This window comes from Clostridium sp. DMHC 10, from assembly GCF_001270375.1.
In the GTDB taxonomy this organism is placed as follows: domain Bacteria; phylum Bacillota; class Clostridia; order Clostridiales; family Clostridiaceae; genus Clostridium_S; species Clostridium_S guangxiense.
On sequence record NZ_LGVB01000016.1, the window covers coordinates 275,305 to 292,026 of the forward strand.

Consider the following 16,722-nt stretch of genomic DNA (forward strand, 5'->3'; position numbering starts at 1 on the left):
TTTAATTTTAACGTCAAAAACATAAATATCACTATCCTAAAAAATTTAAATAAATTGTAACATATAATCCAGTAACATACAATTTAATTATAAATAAATATGTTGTTAAGGATATATCCTTATGCTAAACTATCCTTATATTATACTAAATAGTAAAAATGTAGTTCAACCAGACATCTCCGTTATATGTGATAAAAATAATTTAACTGATAAAGGCTGCACTGGCTCACCAGATATGATTGTTGAAGTCGTGTCACCCTTTAATCTTGCTAGTGATTATATAAGAAAATTAAACCTATATGACCAATATAAAATACGCGAATACTGGATAGTAAATCCAATGAAAGAAACTGTATTAGTTTATAGACTTGATAATGGTACAAATCAGTATGCAGCACCTGAAAGTTATACCTTTAAAGACAAGATAAAAGTTGGAATATACGATAATTTAGAAATTGATTTTAATGAATCAGCCTTAATATAAATGTACACTATGTAAATAATACGAACTAAAAATAGAGTACAGGTGACAGAGTACAAAGTACAATGAAGGATGCTATTTCAATATAGGATTTATATATAATGAACTGTACAAATTTTTTCCTTGCACTACCGTGAGAGCGAAGTAACAATGCTGAAGGAACGGTTTAAAAAAATCCTAATAAATCTTAGTGAAAAAATCATAAAATGCTTAGATATTTCAATCTGTTTGTAGAGTAAGTCGGTGGCGAATCGCCACCTTCTCCTCATCAAACCGTGCATGCGGTTTTCTCGCACACGGCTTTCCGATATTCTTCTTTGTAAGGCTTACAGAAAATCTTTAATTTATTTATTTTTTCGTAGCGAAGAGGAGGAAAAAATCACCTTAACTTTTGGTTTTAGACGAAAAGTTCATCTTTGACGTGCAAAGCATCGTCAAACCCTTCACTTTTCACATAAGTGAAAAAGTTAGTCTTTTAACTAGCAAAGGCAAGTTAAAACCCTTAACTCGAATTAGTTCGCAATATTTTTAAGTTATGAAAATTAAGCCTTACCTACAGGTAAATGATTCAATTCTTCTTAAATCAAGTCCAAAATAAACCCATCTTCTACGCATCCATCTATAGCCAGCGATTGATCTTCGACCTACATAAGTAATATATGCCCAGTAAGCTCTTCCATTAGTTTCCCAGATATAAGTATATTTATATCTGCATATTCTTATAGCTCCAGGATCAACTGCTTTTAAGCTAGGACCCGAAGGTGCTTGCATACTTTTATTAGGAGTATAGGTTGGAGGAGGTCCAGGTGGCATATTAGGCTGCCTAGTTTCATCATCATTTTCTTGCCTCATACCAGAATAAAAAGGGCAGTTAGCTAAAACAGGGCAAACAAAAGGAGCCTTTTCATTGCATTCACATTCATCATTTTCGAATCTCATAGGATCGAAGTTATCATTGTCATTGTAGTTATAATACATTATTTTCTCCTTGCAAATTATTTATGGATAAATTTCATCCCCACCATAATAAATTATGTAAAAAATCAATTAGATGTTACTAAATACATAGTGAAACAAAAAATTATGGTAAATTTATGTGTAGTTTTATCATAACCAAGTTTTCTGTTATAATTAATTTAAACATTGAATTTTGTGAGGTGATATTATGATATTTGATAGCCATGTCCACACTGAGTTTTCTACGGATTCACAACTTAAAATTGAAAGTGCATTAGAAGCTGCTAAAAAACTAAAACTAGGAATTATTTCTACAGATCATATTGATTTAAATTATCCTGAAAAAGGTAAGTTTATTTTGACATAGATAATTATTTTAATAAATATTATAAATATAGGGGTGATAATTATCTAATTGGAGTTGAAATTGGAATGACAGAGGAGTATAGTGATGAAAATAGGAAAATAAATGAAAACTATGATTTTGATTATGTTATAGGATCTATACACTTTGTTGATGGAATTGATATTTATGAAAAAATATATTATAAGGGTAAGGAAAAAAGCAGCACATATAGAAGATATTTTCAAGCTATGATAAATTGCATTAAAACACATGAATATGTAGATTCACTGGCACATATAGATTATATTTGTAGATACGCAACATATGAAGATAGTGAAATATATTATAATGAATATGCGGAGTTAATCGATGAGGTTTTGAAATTTATCATAGATAAAGGAATTGCTCTTGAGATAAATTCCAGAAGGCTTGATAAAGCTTATATAATTAAAAACTTAATACCAATTTATAAAAGATATAGAGAGATGGGTGGAAATTTTGTTACAATAGGCTCAGATGCTCATTATGATAAAAATATAGGAATGAATATTAAAGAGGCCTTTTCAATAGCAGAGGAATGTAACTTAAGGACAGTGTACTATAAAAATAGAAAACCTGAATATATGTAAGAAGTCTTGAGTTTATTATTTTAATAGTTACATTTTGATTAGCCAAGATGGTGGCGATATAAAATGAAAGTAAAAAAATATATAAGAAGAATAATTTTGATATTAATGCTTTTAGTATTTATTACGATTAGCTGTATAGGCATTTATATTGGGAGTATGGTTTATAACCAGGTATGTGAAATAAAATTTAATAAAAGCAATAGTGTTTCATATAATAATTTTAAATCTACTTTTGATTATGAAAGATTTAATTTACTTGATAAAAGTGATGTGACTATACAGTCTAATTTTGGTTATAAGCTTTCTGGAACTTATATAAGAAATTTTTGTAAGAACCAAAAACACTATTATAATTGTACATGGTATAACAGGAAGCAGATGGGAATCAATGAAGTATGCAGACATGTACATAGACTTAGGGTATAATGTGCTTATTTATGATTCCAGATATCATGGTACTAGTGGTGGAAATAATATTTCCCTTGGATATTTTGAAAAGTACGACTTGGATAATTGTGTAAGGTGGGTTAGAAAGCAAAATCCAAATGGAATAATAGGAATTCACGGAGAATCTATGGGAGCAGCTACAGCACTTCTGCATTCTAATATGAATATAAAAGAAAAATATGTATCTTTTTATATAGTGGATTGTCCTTTTTCTGATTTGCCAGAGTTGTTTAGTGATAAACTTACAGAGGAAATGAAAAATCATGGTAAAATAATAGCAAATGCCATAGTATTTTATTCTAGCGTTTATGCTTGGTATAAGCTGGATTTTCATTGTACTCAATATCGCCGAAGAAAGCATTAGATGGAGTTGAAGTGCCTATAATGTTTATTCATGGTGCAGATGATGATTTTATTCCACCATACATGTCTTTGGAGCTGTATATAGAGAAAAAGGGCCCAAAATATTTATATATTGCTCCTAATGCAGGGCATGCCCAATCTTATTTAAAGAATAAGGATGAGTATAAGGCAAAGGTAAGAGAATTTCTTATGAGAAATAAGATAATAGATGATAAAACTGATGAAAGTAAGCCAGTAGAAATGTATTAAAGAGGTTAAGAATGGATAGCGAGGAAAAAGTCTTTTTTAAAAGTTTGTGTAAATTATGTATTTCTAATTATCAGATACTAAATAGTGCTAACCTTGTAAGTGCGCTTATTAGTCAAATTTCAAGGGTAAGAGGTATTGATGTACCTGTTATAGAAGGAATTTTATATGTTGAAATTAAAAATCATAAAAGAAATTATGCACATTGTTTTAATATGTATAAGGGGCAAGTTATAGATGCAACTATATATAGTCATGCGCTTCTTAATAAAAATTTCGAGGGACTTTTTCCATTGTATGTTGTAGGCAATGAACCAGGGCATATAGAATATTCGGTAATATCAGAGGTTTATTTAGATTCACAATTTAAGTTTAAAGAAGATTTTCTTAATGATGTTATATGTAAAGTAAATAATTACAAAGATACTGAGATTAAAAGGTTTGATGAAGTTGAAGATAATAGAAAAAAGAATCTTTTCTATTATAAATAAAATGCGAAGTAACAGTATCTTGAGATGTTAAATGAAAACTATAAATAATCTCTTCAACACTGTTACTTCGCTCCAACAGTGGTGCAAGGAAAAAATTCCTCCGTTCCTACGGAATTTTAGATGTAAACTTGTGCAGCCTATTATATATAAGTTATTATAATGTATTTTATAAAATTAATACGGAATTGCATTAACAGGTGTCTGTGTATGGGATAATTACCATAGTGGATATAGTTCTTCAGAGGCCTTTGGAAGAAGTGCAATTGATGTAATAGGTTCAGGTACGTTAATTGGATTATCACTATTTACTCCAATAGGATTGGGTGGATTATTAGTAGCAACTGTTGTAGTTACTGTAGGCGGAGAGGTTCTAAAGAAAAAAATATATAATTATTAGCAAATCAAATATGAAGTTTATAGGGAGGTAGTATGAGAAGTACAGATAAAATAATTAAATTTATATTAGTATTTAGTATCGTCATGGTGATAAGATATATTGGAATAGAAAATATACCATATTGTGTTATATTATTTATAATATTATCGGGTATACTTTATTTTGTATGGAGTATATTTAGAATAAGAAAAAGTAAAAACAAAGATAAATATTATATAATTTTTGCTCTAAACTTAATTGCATTTTCTATATCAATATTTTTTTAGAGATAATGCCGGTTAAATATAAATTTCTTACTAATTATCTTCTAATACCGACTTCTGTGATCTTTTTAATAATTATGTTAATTTCTGTTATTGCATGGTCTATTGCAAGTAATAAAAAATAATCCAATATATGTTTTGAAATTAAATTATTTGTATAAAAGGATATAAACTTATTATAAATTTTAGCACATATTGTTATAGGTAAATTGGAGTTGTATAAACAATGATAATTATATAAAAACTTGATATGATTTGCATTAAAATAATAAAAAAGCATCAATATGTACTAAAATTACTTATTGATGCTTTTTATAAAATCAACTATTATGAAGAGTAAATATAATTTTATTTTATGTTTAGATATATTTTATAAAGTATAACGTAATTCAATATTATTTATATAGACAAGTAGCCTTATTTTAAATGGTGTTGAATATGAAATTAAACATCAGAATGGTTAATCCAGTAGAAACAATTGTAGAATTTATATAGCGGTTGATTAAAGATAATAATAAGAATTCATCAGGCAGAATAGTTTCTAGTGGAAGTCAAGCAAAAGGTGTTACAAAAAGTGCAGTTGTTACAGGAATTGAAGGTGGAATTAGCTCAGCATTAAGCGATATTCCTAAGGCTGTACCACTAGCGATTAATAGGGCTTTAAGACGTGCTGGACTAGAGTTTATGGTACCAGTTAAAGGAGCAAATGTACTTAGAGGGATAGGTAGTGTAGAGAGAGTAGGAGCAGTAGGTGTCGTATTCACTGGTGCTGCTGTGTGGGATGATTTTCACAGTGGTTATAGCAGTAGTGAAGCATGGGGAAGGACAGGTATTGATGTTGGAGTGTCTGCAACTGTAATATTATTTGGATTGTCTAATCCAGTTGGGTGGACAGTTTTATTTGCAGTTGGAGTAGGTATGACAGCAGAAGTTGCAGAAAATCAAATATGGAAAAAAGATTAATATAAGAATGAAGATATTTAATAAGTTTATTGATACAAATTTATAGGAGATGATTTGCTTGGAAAACAAAAATGTAATAGCAATTATAGTAGCTTTTGTATTAATTGCTATTATTAAAATTATAGGTATAGAAAACATACCTTTTCCAGTCATTATTATTATACTAGTATTGTGTTCGTTAGGAATGTTTTTAAGTGTCATGAAATATAAGGGTAGTAAAAAAGAGAGAGTATATCTATTGATTATGACAATATTATCAGTATTACTATTTAGTGTATTAATAATATGGGTTAGTGTCGACAATAATTACCCTCAAATTTCAAAATATTATAGAAACCTATTTATAGTGTTAATTGCAATTATATTTTTTAGCCTTTTAATAATAGGGGGAGCTAATGCAATTTACAAATATAATAAGGGTTATAAATCAAAAAAACAAAAATAAAATAACACAAAATTATACTAATCATGTCGCTTAAATATATGCTTGAGTATAATATTTTTAGAAATTTAAATATTGAATAGTTAGAAAACAATTTAACTTACTGTATAATTAGAATTCTGCAGTAAGTAGCATCTAAAACCTAGTTGAAATCAAAAATAATCAAGAATCACTACTATGTTAAAAATGCGAGGTGATGCTAGAATATAAATAGTACAAGTTTAATTGAGAAAGTTCCAAATAAAGAATAAAATAGAACTAAGATGGAATGGGGGACTTTATCATGAATAAACAACACAGTAAGCAATTTAAAGAAGATGCAATACATTATTATGAAAGCCATAAGGAACTTGGCCAAAATGGATGTGCAAAGAATCTTGGAATTGGGGAAAGTACTTTAACTAAATGGCTTAGACAATCTCGTGAAAATGGAGGAATCACTGTACGTGGCTTTGGAAATTACTCAAGTGATGATCAAAAGGAAATTTCACGACTTAAGTGTGAACTTAGAGATACGCAGGATGCACTTGATGTGCTAAAAAAAGCTATAAGCATTCTAGGAAGATAACAGAAACTATTTACCTTAAAGTCACTAAAAAGCGTGATGATTTAAACAAGGAAAAACGCCGAGTTTCTGTTAGCGGAATGCTTAATAATTAGGCGTTTCACGTTCGGGATATAACTCTTGGTTACACAGATGCTTATGAAAATTATAAATACAGAAAATAATGATAAAATGTTAGAATTATAATGTTAGGATATTTAGAGGAAAGTGAAATGAATTATGAAAAAAATAATATAATGGCAATTATATTTGTATTTATATCGATGAGCATTATTAAGGTTGTAGGTATAGAAAATATACCTTTTCCTATAATAGTGTTAGCATTAAGTTCTTGCATGGTAGTGGCATTTATAATTGCCTTAAAATATAATTGTAGTAAAATTGAGCGTACATTTCTATTAGTTATGACTACACTAGTAACATTAATTGCTATTATACTAATAACCGGAATTTTCATAGAAAACAAATATCCTCAAATATCAGAAAAGTATAAACCGATAATTGTAACAGTAATTCCAATTATATTTGTTATCTTTTTAATGGTAGTAGTTGCTAATGCAGTATATAAGTTTGGCAATAATAAATCAAAGAAAAAATAGCGCACTTATTATAAAAAAGACTAGGTACGAAGGATAAGGTATACAATTAAAAGTTTATTAAAGCTAACAATAAAATGTCAACAGGTACTAAGGCTACTTGTTGACGTTTTTTTAACTGAAAAAATAATATCACATAATATAATGACTTAGCATAAGAACCCCAAAAACAGTAAATGGAGTCACTACAAATTACACCTTAAATGGTGATGAAGTAACTTCTGAAAGTGATGGAACAAACACTATATATTATCAGTATGGTACAATTTTCAAAGTTCAATGTGCTGCACGAGACAGCTTATATATAATATCATGTTTAATTTGCTCTGTCAACACTTTTTAAAATGTTTTTTCAGAACTCATTAATCACTGTCATCTCGCGACGACGTTTAATATAATAACATGTCTACAATATTAATTTACATATATAAACGTGATTTAATAAATCTATCATGATAAATCAGCATATTTCTTACTTTTTCTCTCTTTTTCCCATAATGATACTCCAGGCATAGGTTATTTCTATTTAATTCAACTTAATTTAACTTTCATAGTAAGTAAGTATGCGAGTAAGCAAAAGAAAACCATTCTAAACTTGCCACATATCACTTATAATTAAATTCGGCATTATTTTGAAATTTAAGAAGACTGAGTATTTATTTTATAAAAAGTTATGTGATCTCTCCATTCACCATTTATATACAGATACTTCTTATTTAATCCTAACTTCTCAAAGCCACATCCAATCAAAACACTTTGAGATTTTATATTATCTACTAAAGTTGATGCTTCTATTCTATGTAATTCCATTTCGTCAAATGCATAATTTAAAACTAGAGAAAGTGCTTGTTTCATCCATCCTTTTCCTTGATAATTTTTATCCATAGAATATCCTACAATTGCATTTTTAAAAACGCCATATGTAATATTTGAGATTTGAACTTTACCAACAAGATCGTTTTCCATATAGATTCCAAAGTTTATTCCTTCGCCATTTAAAAATTGCTTATAATTTTCCATAAGTATTTGCTTTTGCATTTCAAATGTATAAAAGCTTTCTTCCCTACTTGGTTCAAATGGTTTTAAATGTTGTCTATTCCTTACATAATACTCAAACATAGAACTTGCATCATCAGGAGTTAAAATTTTTACATTTATATCTTTACCAGAAAGCCTTAAAATATTTATTCTTTGATTATCATTATAAACTTTATAGTCTATTCCAAATATCAGTTCATTCTTATATATATTTTTTCTACTATGCTTTTATCTACTATCCCTCAAGTTCAAATCCTATATCAGTAAATGGCTTAGTTGCTATTTCTTCATCTACTACGACACTGACTTTATTAAAGTCTTTACTATTAAATAAGAAATCCAAAAAAGTTTTTAAAATCTCTTTAATGCTTTTAAAAACATTTTCTCCTTGCTTATATATTTTTATACGTATACAACAAAACTTGCTGATATTATTTATATCAATTATAAATATTCTTCCTATCGTAATTCCAAATTTATCTGATATTATGTATTCTCCTTTTATTCCGCTTGCTTTTTCAATGATTATATTTTTGCCTTTCAACATATATTAACCCCTGTTTCGTTCATAATAAAGATACATTTTAAATTATATCACATAGTCTCATAATATGATAAAATATATTTAATATAGTCCAAGTTATTTAAACAAGAACCTATAAATTTTGAAAGAAGTGAGGTAATAACATTCATGAAGTTTAATATACGAAAGAGAACAATGTTAACAGTTGTATTGCTTATCGTTTTGTTGTCTTTTTTCTCATATAAAATAGTAAAAATTTTTTAAGGGCCATGCAAAACCATGGATAGTAGCTGATGCAAATGATGCATCGAAAAAATTTATCACAAAAGATACCGTTATAAAGAAAATTCAGCAAAAGCAGAAGCTCATAACAACAGAAGTTGAAATAAATGAAAAAGTTACTATAGATAATAGTTGGGGAAATATAGGAATTTTTAAAAAAATGCAAAACATCTCTTTCACTGGAAAAGGAGTCTACGTAGTTGATTTATCCTTATTAAAATCTTCTAATGTTTCTATAGATTCTAACAACAATATACTAACTGTAAAAATTTTAAAACCAAAAGTAGAATTAGTTACTATCGATGAGAGTAAAACTGTTTATGAAACACCCGAAAAGGGGTTGCTAAGATTTGGAGATGTTAAACTAACACCTGAAGAACATGAAATCATGATAGAAAATGTAAAAAAAGCTATGCGTGAAAAGATGAATGAAAATGAATATTCTAACAAAGCGCTTACTAATTCACAAAAATCAATGGAAAATATCATTAAATCCATTCTAAATAATGATTCTAAATATATCGTTAAGGTTAATTTTTTATAGAAATATACTTATTTTCACTTTGTTCAGTAATTCTTGCTATTTTAAACACATCAAATATAATAAAAACTGCCTTATCAGCAGTTTTTATTATATTTGACTATTCCCTTGATTAAAAACCCTAAGTTTAAAAATAAATAAAACAATAAGTTTGATAGCTGCACCTATTCCCTAGAAAACGTTTACCGCAGACGCAGCTAAAGTAATTGAACTTATTACCACTAACAAGACCCCCACCTTATTACCGGTAATTTAGCCTTCACGACCACACTTGATTGAACCTATATTATTCATTCACCACCCACAAATGAAAGAATAATTTATAAATACTTCAACTCTCAAAGTTTAACCTTAAAAACCCTTAACCTTTTAAGTACTAAATTTATAATCAGTATTTCTGATTACGTTTACATTATATCATATAACTTTTATTTTCTCAATACCTGTTTTCAATTATTTTTTATTTTTCATAATCATAATGACTATTAGTATAGATAGACAGCCTAAAAAGCCAAAATTGCTAATATTAAATTCATCCCGATAAACTAGAATTTAGCGAGGTGATATTGATTTGGAATATTAAATAAAGCTAATAAATCTAAGACGATAAATCCTAAAAATCTAAGATTTATAAAGCTTTATTTAAACCATCCCAAGTCAACATCATCTCACTTAGATCGAAAAAGCAAGGAATATTTTTCTCCGATTCTCTACGAAAAATACAACTGTTAGCAAGATTTAACAATGAAAATGATTATAAATTGCTTAAATAACGTATTACAAAGATTCATGCCTAAAATTCCGTAGGTACGGAGGAATTTTTTCCTTGCACTACCGTGGGAGCGAAGTAACAATGCTGAAGGAACGATTTAAAAAAATTCTAATAAATCTTGGTTCAAAAATTGTAAAATACTTAGATATTTCAATCTGTCTGAGCAATAGCGAGTATAAACATACGTGGGGTTTGGGCTTTGCCCCATAGCCATCAACCTAATTATTCAGTAAACTGAATAATAAATATATTTAGCTTTTTATTATAATGGAAATGATGATTCATAATCATTTCATTATAATATGAAAATTATGACATTAAATTAAATTTAATGCGAACTAAATAAACGGCGACATATAATTTCCAAGTTGCGGTAGCCGAGGGCTTATAATAGTGATGGAACAAACACTATATATTATCAGTATGGTACTTCAAATAATGTTTTGAAAATGAACCTTAATGGTAACAATTACTATTATATAAGAAATGCAGAAGGAGATATAATAGGACTTATTGACGGTACGGGAACGCAGGTAGTAAGCTATACTTATGATACTTGGGGTAAACTTATATCAATAGGTGGAAGCTTAAAGGATACAGTAGGAGTATTAAATCCATATAGGTATAGAGGATATAGGTATGATACCGAGACTGGGCTATATTACTTAAAGAGTAGGTACTATAATCCTGATTGGGGGAGATTTGTTAATGAGGATACAATAGCAGCGGTAACAGGAGATGTATTGTCTACAAATATGTATACGTATTGTGCAAATAATCCTATAAATATGTCAGATGAAGATGGAGATAGACCAATATTTTCAGATTCAATAGCTGATGAAACTGATGAAATGAGGGCAGCTTCACTTGCTTGTATGTCTAGTGTAAATATGAATAGATATGAAGAAAATCAAAACATTCTTTTCTATAAAGAACATACAAACAATGCAAGACCAAGTACAGAAGAAAAACATCAGAAAGGTCAAACACGTAAGCAGAGAGATAGTGGAGGCGAAAAAGGAGATGCAAGGAGACGACCTAACCCTAATAAACATAGAAATCAAAATATTGAAATGACACCTACGTCATTGAAATTAAGTATTAGTGAAAGGGTATTAATGATAGGTGGAGGTGCATTATTAATTGGTGGTACTTTAATTGAGGATGTCGGAACTGGAGGCGCTGGTATAGCTGACGACCCATTTACTTTATCATCAGGTGGAGGTTTAATAATAAGAGCTTTTGATAATTAACCATTAATACTAGTTTTGGAGCAACCAGTGATAAAAATCGCTTGGACATGCTATTCTTAAATTAAACATTAATGCAAATGTAATGATGGCCTGAAAAAACATTAAGTTTGTATTATTATATTAATTGACATAGCAACAAAGAGTTTTTGAAAGTAATGTGAATTAATCAATATTCTTAATAATATTAAAGATATATATTTTATTAAGAATATTGATTTTCTGAAAATTAGAGCTTAATTAATAGAAAAATTATATTTCAGGAGGTAATTATGATGATTAAAAAATTAGATGAATTGAAAAAAAGTAAAAAAATAGCTTCATTTTATACAAACGAGAATAACACAGCTAAATTTTCAGTAGGATATATTGTGGACTATAATGAAAATAACTTTGTAATAGCTATGATTTCGCCTGAGGGTAAATATGATGGATTTGCATTAATGGAAACCAGAAGTATTATTAGAATTAATACAGATAGTAAATATGAAAATAAAATATTAAAATTAATCAAATATCATAAAACAGTACATGAAAATTTAAATTTTAAGGAGGATAATTTTATATTAGAATTCCTTAAATTTGCACAAACACAAGATTATATAGTTTCAATAGAATTATTAAATAGCGGTTTCTATGATATTCAAGGATACATTCAAACAATTAAAAAAGATAGTTGCATTATAAAGCAAATAACTGAGTATGGTGAATATGATGGGATAGGTTTCGTTGAATTTTCAGATATTACAAAAATATGTTTGTAATTCATCTGATGAAATAATTCTAAAGATTTTAAATTTAAATAGTTAAAAAATAATAGATGAAAATATACTATTTTTATTAGTATAAAGTTTATTTAAATTTTTTTAAGTAAGTAGCTGCAAAATAAATATTAAACTTAATTCATTAAACTAAAATAGAATATTGTAGTCTGTAATATAATCAAATACAGCAAGTTTATAACTAGTTTTATGATGCATAATTAGAATAATGCAGTAAGTCCAAAATTGCAACAATAGGATATGCCCTAGAACATCTAAACACACACCTAAAAGGAGTAACAAGAATGCAATCCTAGGGAAGCGTAAGTCAGATAATGAAAACTCTGTACAAAGCCTAATTTAATCTAATAACGAGACACCAACAGGTAGTAAACTACTTGTTGGTGTTTTTTCAGTAACAAAACGTGAAAATCCCGTTCTAAATCCCGTAATAATTCTCGTACAGAAATTGGATAAACATAGGTAACTGCTAAGTTTTCTAATAAAATTCCCGTTTTCCCGTAAAAAAATATTGAAATAAATAATACGCCCCCTTTGTCCCTTAAATTGAATGGAGAGAAATAATAAAAGAGCCTAAAAAACAACGTAAAAACGGGAGATTCAATAAAAAAGCTAGAATTGACAAGGAGATGCGTATTCTCGTAGGTTAACAAGTCACGTGAAATTTCCCGTAATAATACGTGAAGCTAATACTATAGTCAAAAAAAGAGGACAAAGAGGGCGGAGGAGAAGGAAGAGAAAAAAATCCTATCAATTTTCAAAATTGGGGGCAAAGGGGGAATAGGGGATACAGTAAACTAAAAAAATTTCTGTAAAGAATTCAATGAAAAATAAATAAAAAATTTTCAAAATACTCCACCCTCTTTGCCACCTCCACCCCCAAATAAATCATGAGTAATTGATATTAATAGTATTAAAAACATGATATAATTTTCTTAAATAATAAGGTAAATTAAATAGGTAAAAAAGCATTAGATTATCATTAGAAAAAACAATAAAAAATATAGATAATAAGCCTCAAACCCTTGAAAATACTAAGAGAAATGAAAAACTAATGATGCTACAAGCTTATTTAATCATTGCCGCAAATAAGCTGTTTTTAGGTAAACCTTTGAAACATCCAGTGCTAAATTCATGATTTGAAACAATTATGTACTGTAGTCAGTTGAATAAATTCAGTAATATCAATAGTTTACAGGTTGGAATTAATAGTTAAAAATCCCTAAAAAGGTATGTCCGGTAAAGGTATGATACCGAGACTGGATTTTATTATTTGCAATCAAGGTACTATAACCCTGAGTGGGGAAGATTTATTAATACCGATTCAATAGTTGGACAAACTGGAGAACTATTGGGACATAATATGTTTTCGTATTGCAAAAATAATGCTGTAAATATGTCAGATGACGATGGAAATAGACCTGAATTTTCAGGTACTGGACATGATACAGGTGAGGATTTGGAAGTATCTCTAGCAATAATGAATAATAGATATGATTACAGTACTGGTACGATAAGAAGACCAGGATCAAAAAGCAAAAGCACATCATCGAATAGTTCTATAATTTCAACTGGAATATCAACTGCTAAAAGTATAGGTTTTTTTTTTTAAAAATTTTAAAAGTTTTAAAAACGAAACTACCTTAGACATGACTGCAACTTCTATTACGGAACACCCTTATAATTTAATAACTTTTGATGATGGCGAAAAGTACATTAAAACTGCTGCAATTTATGGAGCCAATAACAGCGGCAAAAGTTCTGTGATTGAAGCTTTTGAATTTATGAAAACATGGGTGATGGATTCTTTTAAAAACGCATCTAATGATGAAAACATACCACTTAAGCGATTTGCATTTGATAATAATAGTAAAAACAAACCTGCTGAATTTGAAGTTTTTTTTCGATTTAAAAAAGAAGAATATCAATATGGTTTCTCTCTTGATAATAAAAAAATATATGAAGAATGGCTGTATATAAAAAATAATAATGGAAAGTTTATTCCACTATTCGAAAGGGAAGGTTCAAATATTACCTGTGATTCTAAAAAACTTAAAGGTGCTAACAACTTTATTCCTATGGTTAAAGATAAAACCCTATTTCTTTCTATAATATCAAATGCCAATATTCCTTATGCTAAAGATGTTTTAAATTGGTTTGGTCTTACCATGGTCCTAGATTATGGTAACGTATCATCTGAAAAAGTTTTAAGTGAATTTACACCAGATATCGAAAATATAAATTATCAAAATAAATTATTATCATTCCTAAATGATATTGATATTGATATTAAAGGAATAATTGTAGAAAAAAACTTAATTAATGATAAACCCAAATACAAAATATATACAAAACATTTAATTGAAGGAACTAATAAATATTATAACCTTCCTCTTTCTCAAGAATCCAGTGGAACTCAAAAAATGTTTTCACTATTCTACTTTTTAGAAAGTGTACTGGATTTAGGTTTCACATTGTTCATTGACGAACTTGACTCAAAACTTCACCCACTACTTTTGAGGCGTATTTTAACTATGTTTCATAATGAAAACATCAACAAAGATAGTGGTCAACTTATATATGCAACTCATGATAACTACACCTTAACAAGAGATATATTTAGAAGAGATCAAATATGGTTTGTAGAAAAGGATAAACATGCAGTTTCAAGTTTTATTCTTTAGCTGAATATAAACTTGAAGATGATAAAAAGTTAGAAAAGATGCTTCTTATAATAAAGATTATCTTCTAGGGAAATATGGTGCTATTCCTATACTTAGAGGATATGATATGTGGGGCGATGAAAATGGCAAAGTTAAATAGAGCTGGTCGCAAGCATCCAAGAAAAGAAAATATAAAAACACCTGGCCCTGGAAATTATCTAATTGTAACTGAAGGTATAGAAACTGAACCTAATTATTTCAATGGCATAAAACAGAGAATTGAAAGTTTATTTAAGAGCAAAATTATAGTAGATAAAGTATCTCTCAAGGTAGAAGGGAGAGGACGCTCTACAACATCGCTCGTTAATGAAGCTTTAAAATTGCGCAGCTTAAGTACCTATAGCGAAGTCTGGGTTGTATTTGACAGAGATGAGAATCCTGATTTTGACGAAGCAATACAACTTGCTAAAAAAAATGACCTTAAGGTTGCTTGGTCAAATGAATGTTTTGAACTATGGTTGTCACTTCATTTTCAGAACTTAAATTCAGCAATTTCCGCAAAAGAATATTACCCTAAATTAAATGCTCACTTTAAAAGCAGAAATATCAACAATGGTATTTATAATAAAAATGCTAAAAATATATTTGATGTTACTTTTGATTTTGTTAATGATGCTATAAAAAGAAGCAATACTTTATTTGATAGTTATAAGAATTGTTCTTTGCCTACTAAAATGAACCCCTGCACAAAAGTTCAAGATTTAGTTGAAGATTTAGTAAAGTATATAAAATAGAAACATAAATTCATCTTATGTTTCTATTTTATCTTAACAAACAATTATAAATCTAGATATCATTATATTCTAATTACCCAAGCAAAACTTTTTTATAACTTCTGCCACTCCATCTTCATCATTACTTAAAGTTACAAAATCCGCACATTTCTTAACTTCATCTGGTGCATTTCCCATTGCAACCCCAAGCCCAGCATACTCTATCATATCCATATCATTGTAATTATCACCAGCTGCAAGTATTTCACTCTGTTTTATATTAAATTTTTTTCTAAGAATTTCTATTGCAGATGTCTTCGAAGCTCCTTTTGGCATAATCTCAAGATAAGTTGGCTTTGAAGGATATATATTTAAACTATCAATTTTAAGTTGTTTCTTTAATAGATTTATTTTGTCCGGATCAGCCATACACAAAAATTTTGTTTGATCCCGAATCTTCCTTTTCCCATACTTCAAACAAAAACTCAAAATTAATTACATTTGGAATAATACTCGTTATTTCATACTCTTGTCTTACCCACTCGTCCATTTTTTCTATACACCATTCATCATCTTTGTACAAGCTTACATGAACTCCAAGCTTTTTAGCAACCGTATACACTTCCTTAATGTCTAAAACCGACATATGCTTTTGGAATAGTGTCTCTCCATTTTTATCTAAAACTAACGCACCACTATAGCATATAATTGGTGCTTCTATCTCAAGTTCCTTTTGCAAAAATATTATTCCCTTTGGCATTCTAGCTGAAACCAAGATTACAGGAATTCCTTTTTCATTTACCGCAGCTTTAATTGCTTTCTTTGTCTCCTCCGTAATTTGGTGTTTCGAATTTAATAATGTACCATCAATGTCCAAACATATCATTTTAAAATTTTCCATTTTAATACCCC

The 16,722-nt window shown here is 28.7% G+C and carries 20 protein-coding genes and 2 pseudogenes; 17 read left to right on the forward strand and 5 right to left on the reverse strand.

The features are described from left to right. Positions 1 to 121: 121 nt before the first annotated feature. Positions 122 to 484 (forward strand): Uma2 family endonuclease, encoded by a 363-nt coding sequence (locus tag AGR56_RS18675; RefSeq protein WP_084757223.1) that lies wholly within the window; start codon positions 122 to 124, stop codon positions 482 to 484. A gap of 546 nt (positions 485 to 1,030) precedes the next feature. Here the strand turns inward: AGR56_RS18675 and AGR56_RS22400 are convergent. Then, positions 1,031 to 1,459, reverse strand: coding sequence for a hypothetical protein (locus AGR56_RS22400; protein WP_231016883.1), 429 nt, complete (start codon positions 1,457 to 1,459; stop codon positions 1,031 to 1,033). Positions 1,460 to 1,646: 187 nt separating this feature from the next. Here AGR56_RS22400 and AGR56_RS18685 point away from each other — a divergent pair. The 10 genes and pseudogenes from AGR56_RS18685 to AGR56_RS18720 all read left to right on the forward strand — a co-directional run bounded on the left by AGR56_RS18685 (position 1,647) and on the right by AGR56_RS18720 (position 7,189). Continuing rightward, a pseudogene (locus tag AGR56_RS18685) lies at positions 1,647 to 2,413 on the forward strand (histidinol phosphate phosphatase). A gap of 63 nt (positions 2,414 to 2,476) precedes the next feature. Beyond that, complete coding sequence (locus AGR56_RS22405) at positions 2,477 to 2,839, forward strand: hypothetical protein (protein ID WP_242851604.1); 363 nt, start codon at positions 2,477 to 2,479, stop codon at positions 2,837 to 2,839. Continuing rightward, positions 2,802 to 3,224, forward strand: a complete 423-nt coding sequence (locus AGR56_RS22410) for an alpha/beta hydrolase (protein WP_242851605.1) — start codon at positions 2,802 to 2,804, stop codon at positions 3,222 to 3,224. Before AGR56_RS22405 ends, AGR56_RS22410 begins: the two co-directional genes overlap by 38 nt. Continuing rightward, positions 3,194 to 3,472, forward strand: a complete 279-nt coding sequence (locus AGR56_RS22415; protein WP_242851606.1) for an alpha/beta hydrolase — start codon at positions 3,194 to 3,196, stop codon at positions 3,470 to 3,472. The genes AGR56_RS22410 and AGR56_RS22415 overlap by 31 nt, the downstream gene beginning before the upstream one ends. Positions 3,473 to 3,483: 11 nt before the next feature. Then, entirely contained in the window at positions 3,484 to 3,960 is a 477-nt protein-coding gene (locus tag AGR56_RS18695; protein WP_053243575.1) for a hypothetical protein, read from the forward strand. A gap of 429 nt (positions 3,961 to 4,389) precedes the next feature. Next, positions 4,390 to 4,623 (forward strand): hypothetical protein, encoded by a 234-nt coding sequence (locus tag AGR56_RS18700; protein ID WP_053243576.1) that lies wholly within the window; start codon positions 4,390 to 4,392, stop codon positions 4,621 to 4,623. A gap of 495 nt (positions 4,624 to 5,118) precedes the next feature. After that, positions 5,119 to 5,583 (forward strand): hypothetical protein, encoded by a 465-nt coding sequence (locus tag AGR56_RS18705; RefSeq protein ID WP_053243577.1) that lies wholly within the window; start codon positions 5,119 to 5,121, stop codon positions 5,581 to 5,583. 58 nt (positions 5,584 to 5,641) lie between these two features. After that, on the forward strand, positions 5,642 to 6,028 hold the full coding sequence (locus AGR56_RS18710; protein WP_053243578.1) for a hypothetical protein: 387 nt from the start codon (positions 5,642 to 5,644) through the stop codon (positions 6,026 to 6,028). Positions 6,029 to 6,308: 280 nt separating this feature from the next. Then, entirely contained in the window at positions 6,309 to 6,593 is a 285-nt protein-coding gene (locus AGR56_RS18715) for a transposase (RefSeq protein ID WP_053243579.1), read from the forward strand. Positions 6,594 to 6,802: 209 nt separating this feature from the next. Continuing rightward, the gene (locus AGR56_RS18720) at positions 6,803 to 7,189 is read left to right on the forward strand and encodes a hypothetical protein (RefSeq protein ID WP_053243580.1); all 387 of its coding nucleotides are present in this window, start codon (positions 6,803 to 6,805) and stop codon (positions 7,187 to 7,189) included. A gap of 636 nt (positions 7,190 to 7,825) precedes the next feature. Here the strand turns inward: AGR56_RS18720 and AGR56_RS23665 are convergent. After that, positions 7,826 to 8,305: a GNAT family protein gene (locus tag AGR56_RS23665; RefSeq protein WP_347460562.1), complete on the reverse strand. Its 480-nt coding sequence runs from the start codon at positions 8,303 to 8,305 to the stop codon at positions 7,826 to 7,828. 154 nt (positions 8,306 to 8,459) lie between these two features. After that, on the reverse strand, positions 8,460 to 8,771 hold the full coding sequence (locus tag AGR56_RS23670; RefSeq protein WP_347460563.1) for a hypothetical protein: 312 nt from the start codon (positions 8,769 to 8,771) through the stop codon (positions 8,460 to 8,462). A 361-nt stretch (positions 8,772 to 9,132) separates the two neighbouring features. On the opposite strand from AGR56_RS23670, the gene AGR56_RS18730 reads away from it, so the two are divergent. The 6 genes and pseudogenes from AGR56_RS18730 to AGR56_RS18755 all read left to right on the forward strand — a co-directional run bounded on the left by AGR56_RS18730 (position 9,133) and on the right by AGR56_RS18755 (position 15,831). Then, positions 9,133 to 9,573, forward strand: a complete 441-nt coding sequence (locus AGR56_RS18730) for a DUF4230 domain-containing protein (protein WP_242851620.1) — start codon at positions 9,133 to 9,135, stop codon at positions 9,571 to 9,573. A 1,218-nt stretch (positions 9,574 to 10,791) separates the two neighbouring features. Continuing rightward, entirely contained in the window at positions 10,792 to 11,595 is an 804-nt protein-coding gene (locus AGR56_RS19855; protein ID WP_084757225.1) for an RHS repeat-associated core domain-containing protein, read from the forward strand. 272 nt (positions 11,596 to 11,867) lie between these two features. Beyond that, entirely contained in the window at positions 11,868 to 12,356 is a 489-nt protein-coding gene (locus AGR56_RS18740; RefSeq protein WP_053243581.1) for a hypothetical protein, read from the forward strand. Positions 12,357 to 13,632: 1,276 nt separating this feature from the next. Beyond that, positions 13,633 to 13,986 (forward strand): annotated as a pseudogene (locus tag AGR56_RS23675) (RHS repeat-associated core domain-containing protein); the annotation flags it as partial. A gap of 37 nt (positions 13,987 to 14,023) precedes the next feature. Further along, positions 14,024 to 15,058 (forward strand): ATP-binding protein, encoded by a 1,035-nt coding sequence (locus AGR56_RS18750; RefSeq protein WP_053243583.1) that lies wholly within the window; start codon positions 14,024 to 14,026, stop codon positions 15,056 to 15,058. Positions 15,059 to 15,180: 122 nt separating this feature from the next. Beyond that, entirely contained in the window at positions 15,181 to 15,831 is a 651-nt protein-coding gene (locus AGR56_RS18755; protein WP_053243584.1) for an RloB family protein, read from the forward strand. A gap of 69 nt (positions 15,832 to 15,900) precedes the next feature. On the opposite strand, the gene AGR56_RS23680 is transcribed toward AGR56_RS18755, so the two are convergent. After that, positions 15,901 to 16,239, reverse strand: coding sequence for an HAD-IIB family hydrolase (locus AGR56_RS23680; protein ID WP_347460564.1), 339 nt, complete (start codon positions 16,237 to 16,239; stop codon positions 15,901 to 15,903). Beyond that, a complete protein-coding gene (locus AGR56_RS23685; RefSeq protein WP_347460565.1) occupies positions 16,232 to 16,711 on the reverse strand; it encodes an HAD-IIB family hydrolase in 480 nt (159 codons plus the stop codon). Before AGR56_RS23685 ends, AGR56_RS23680 begins: the two co-directional genes overlap by 8 nt. Between the last annotated feature and the right edge of the window lie 11 nt (positions 16,712 to 16,722).

What these genes read in the sequence shown, in the direction of transcription:
- AGR56_RS18675 (WP_084757223.1), top strand. Translation starts at nt 122, where the DNA reads ATGCTAAACTATCCTTATATTATACTAAATAGTAAAAATGTAGTTCAA.
- AGR56_RS22400 (WP_231016883.1), bottom strand. Translation starts at nt 1,459, where the DNA reads ATGTATTATAACTACAATGACAATGATAACTTCGATCCTATGAGATTC.
- AGR56_RS22405 (WP_242851604.1), top strand. Translation starts at nt 2,477, where the DNA reads ATGAAAGTAAAAAAATATATAAGAAGAATAATTTTGATATTAATGCTT.
- AGR56_RS22410 (WP_242851605.1), top strand. Translation starts at nt 2,802, where the DNA reads ATGAAGTATGCAGACATGTACATAGACTTAGGGTATAATGTGCTTATT.
- AGR56_RS18695 (WP_053243575.1), top strand. Translation starts at nt 3,484, where the DNA reads ATGGATAGCGAGGAAAAAGTCTTTTTTAAAAGTTTGTGTAAATTATGT.
- AGR56_RS18700 (WP_053243576.1), top strand. Translation starts at nt 4,390, where the DNA reads ATGAGAAGTACAGATAAAATAATTAAATTTATATTAGTATTTAGTATC.
- AGR56_RS18715 (WP_053243579.1), top strand. Translation starts at nt 6,309, where the DNA reads ATGAATAAACAACACAGTAAGCAATTTAAAGAAGATGCAATACATTAT.
- AGR56_RS18720 (WP_053243580.1), top strand. Translation starts at nt 6,803, where the DNA reads ATGAATTATGAAAAAAATAATATAATGGCAATTATATTTGTATTTATA.
- AGR56_RS23665 (WP_347460562.1), bottom strand. Translation starts at nt 8,305, where the DNA reads ATGTTTGAGTATTATGTAAGGAATAGACAACATTTAAAACCATTTGAA.
- AGR56_RS23670 (WP_347460563.1), bottom strand. Translation starts at nt 8,771, where the DNA reads ATGTTGAAAGGCAAAAATATAATCATTGAAAAAGCAAGCGGAATAAAA.
- AGR56_RS19855 (WP_084757225.1), top strand. Translation starts at nt 10,792, where the DNA reads ATGAACCTTAATGGTAACAATTACTATTATATAAGAAATGCAGAAGGA.
- AGR56_RS18740 (WP_053243581.1), top strand. Translation starts at nt 11,868, where the DNA reads ATGATTAAAAAATTAGATGAATTGAAAAAAAGTAAAAAAATAGCTTCA.
- AGR56_RS18750 (WP_053243583.1), top strand. Translation starts at nt 14,024, where the DNA reads ATGACTGCAACTTCTATTACGGAACACCCTTATAATTTAATAACTTTT.
- AGR56_RS18755 (WP_053243584.1), top strand. Translation starts at nt 15,181, where the DNA reads ATGGCAAAGTTAAATAGAGCTGGTCGCAAGCATCCAAGAAAAGAAAAT.
- AGR56_RS23680 (WP_347460564.1), bottom strand. Translation starts at nt 16,239, where the DNA reads ATGGCTGATCCGGACAAAATAAATCTATTAAAGAAACAACTTAAAATT.
- AGR56_RS23685 (WP_347460565.1), bottom strand. Translation starts at nt 16,711, where the DNA reads ATGGAAAATTTTAAAATGATATGTTTGGACATTGATGGTACATTATTA.